At 69.2% G+C, this 2,932-nt stretch carries 1 protein-coding gene and 1 pseudogene; both read right to left on the bottom strand.

What is annotated here, in order from left to right; genetic code table 11:
• Nucleotides 1–2,498, bottom strand: a 2,498-nt coding sequence (locus tag G6018_RS13290) for a pyruvate carboxylase (protein WP_182639859.1), incomplete at its 3' end; no start/stop codon positions are given.
• Nucleotides 2,499–2,632: 134 nt separating this feature from the next.
• Nucleotides 2,633–2,932: pseudogene (locus tag G6018_RS13285) on the bottom strand (aminopeptidase N); the annotation flags it as partial.

Genomic DNA, 2,932 nt, shown 5'->3' with positions numbered 1-2,932 from the left:
TACAACTGGCCGCCGGGGATCTCGTGCGTGTACACACGTCCGGTGGGAGCGGGCAGTCCCGATTCGAACGGCGCGTACACCTTCCGCAGGGCCTCCCAGTACGGTTCCAGATCGCACACCGCAGCGAGGTCCAGGCCGGTATCGCGGTCGGTGTGGGCGGTGGCGGCCACGATCGCCGACAACGCCGGCTGTGAGGTGGTCCCCGCCATGGCGGCGCTCGCGCCGTCGACCGCGTCCGCGCCCGCCTCCCACGCGGCGAGGTAGGTCGCGAGCTGGCCCCCGGGGGTGTCGTGGGTGTGGACATGGATGGGCAGGTCGAACTCCGACCGCAGCGCTGTCACGAGCGTCGTCGCGGCGGGTGCGCGCAACAGGCCGGCCATGTCCTTGATCGCGAGCACGTGGGCGCCGGCGTCGACGATCTGCTCGGCCAGGCGGAGGTAGTAGTCGAGCGTGTAGAGGTCCTCGGACGGGTCGGCCAGGTCGCCGGTGTAGGACATCGCGACCTCGGCGACCGCGGTCCCGGTCTCGCGCACGGCATCGATCGCCGGACGCATCGCGTCGATGTTGTTCAAGGCGTCGAAGATCCGGAAGACGTCGATACCCACGTCGGTGGCCTCGGCCACGAACGCCGAGGTCACGGCGGTCGGATACGGGGTGTAGCCCACGGTGTTCGCACCCCGCAGCAACATCTGCAGACAGATGTTGGGGATCGCCGACCGCAATTGCGCCAGCCGATCCCACGGATCCTCCTTGAGGAACCGCAACGCCACGTCATAGGTGGCGCCACCCCAGCACTCCACTGACAACAGTTCCGGCGTCAGGGCGGCCACGTGCGGGGCGACCGCCAGGAGGCCCGAGGTCCGCACCCGGGTGGCGAGCAACGACTGGTGTGCGTCGCGGAAAGTGGTGTCGGTGACCCCGAGCTGCGGGCGTGACCTCAGATCGGCGGCGAACCCCTGTGGTCCCAGCTCGAGGAGCCGTTGCCGCGACCCCGGCGGGGGGTTGGTCAGTGATGAGGGGTCCAGGCCGGGGAGCTTGTCTCCCGGGTACACCGGGGTGGGACGCTCTCCGTGCGGCCGGTTGACCGTCACATCCGCGAGGTAGTTCAGGATCTTCGTTCCGCGATCGGCCGACGGTCGCGCGGTCAGCAACTCCGGACGGTCCTCGATGAACGAGGTCGTGGCCCGACCGGCCTGGAAGTCCGTGTCGTCGAGCACCGCCTGCAGGAACGGGACGTTCGTGGCCACTCCCCGGATGCGGAACTCGGCGATCGCCCGGCGCGCCCGTGCGAACGCGGTGTCGAAGTCCCGCCCGCGACAGGTCAACTTCACCAGCATCGAGTCGAAATGTGCGGACACCTCGGCACCGAGGGCCACACCGCCGTCCAGGCGTACACCCGCCCCGCCCGGGGCCCGGTAGGCGGCGATCCGCCCGGTGTCCGGTCGGAAACCGTTGGTCGGATCCTCGGTGGTGATCCGGCACTGGAGTGCCGCGCCGCGGATCGTCAGCTGATCCTGTGAGAGCCCGAGGTCGTCCAGTGACTCGCCCGATGCGATCCGCAACTGCGACTGCACCAGATCGACATCGGTGATCTCCTCGGTCACGGTGTGCTCGACCTGGATGCGCGGATTCATCTCGACGAATCTGTGCTGTCCGCTCTCGTCCACCAGGAACTCGACCGTGCCGGCCCCCGAGTAGCCGATGTGGTGGGCGAACGCGACCGCGTCGGCGCATATCCTCTCGCGCATCCCCTGCGTGAGGTTCGGCGCCGGCGCGAGCTCGATCACCTTCTGATGGCGGCGCTGCAGGCTGCAGTCGCGCTCGAACAGATGGATGACCCCGCCCCGGGTGTCGGCCAGGATCTGCACCTCGATGTGTCGCGGGTTGATCACCGCTTGCTCGAGGAACATCGTCGGGTCACCGAATGCCGACTCCGCCTCGCGCGATGCCGCGCTGATCGCGTCCGCCAACTCCTCGATCGTTCCCACCCGACGCATCCCCCGACCGCCGCCACCGGCCACCGCCTTGACGAACACGGGGAAGGTCATGTCGCGCGCCGCCGCGACGAGCTCGTCGGGATCTGCTGAGGGCGCGGAGGAGGCGAGTACCGGCAGGCCCGCCTCGCGCGCCGCGGCGACCGCACGCGCCTTGTTGCCCGCCAATTCCAGGACCGACGCCGGCGGACCGACGAACGCGATTCCCGCCGACGCGCACGCCGCCGCGAGATCCGGGTTCTCCGATAGGAATCCGTATCCCGGATAGATCGCATCCGCGCCGGATCGCTGCGCGACCGCGATGATCTCCTCGATCGACAGGTACGCCCGCACCGGATGGCCGGGAGCCCCGATCTGGTACGACTCATCGGCCTTCAGTCGGTGCGGGGAGTTGCGATCCTCGTGCGGGAACACCGCGACCGTCTTCGCACCCAACTCGTACGCTGCCCGAAAGGCGCGGATCGCGATCTCACCGCGATTGGCCACCAGAACCTTGTGGAACATTCGACGTCCTCGCTTCTCGGATGTGCTCTCGGGCATGCGCGTGGTGACTGAAACATCAGGGTTGACGGAATCATCACTCACGACTGCGTTCGAGTCAACCCTCACCGCACCGGCGAAATCGCGATCACTCCGGCTCAGCCGGCGGCCGCCGCGTCCACCGCGCGGGCCTCGAGAGCGCGGGTGAGGTCCGCGTTCTGCTCGGCGAGGATCCGGCGCAGGGCGGCCGGGCGGGAGGTGTCCGCGATCACGGCATCGAAGCGGGCCACGGTGTCGGCGTCCACCGACCACGCCGGGAACAACCCGGCGGCGACGGTCTTGGCGAGGTCACCGGACCGCGCCTTCCACAGTGCGGTCACGTCGTCGAGGTACCGCTCGCACAGGCCGGTGAGCAGGTGCTCCTGGCCCGGCAGGTCGATGCCCAGCAGGGTGGCGCG

The sequence above is a fragment of the Dietzia sp. DQ11-44 genome, assembly GCF_014145205.1.
Taxonomy (GTDB): domain Bacteria; phylum Actinomycetota; class Actinomycetes; order Mycobacteriales; family Mycobacteriaceae; genus Dietzia; species Dietzia natronolimnaea.
This window is presented reverse-complemented; position numbering and strand designations above follow the sequence as displayed.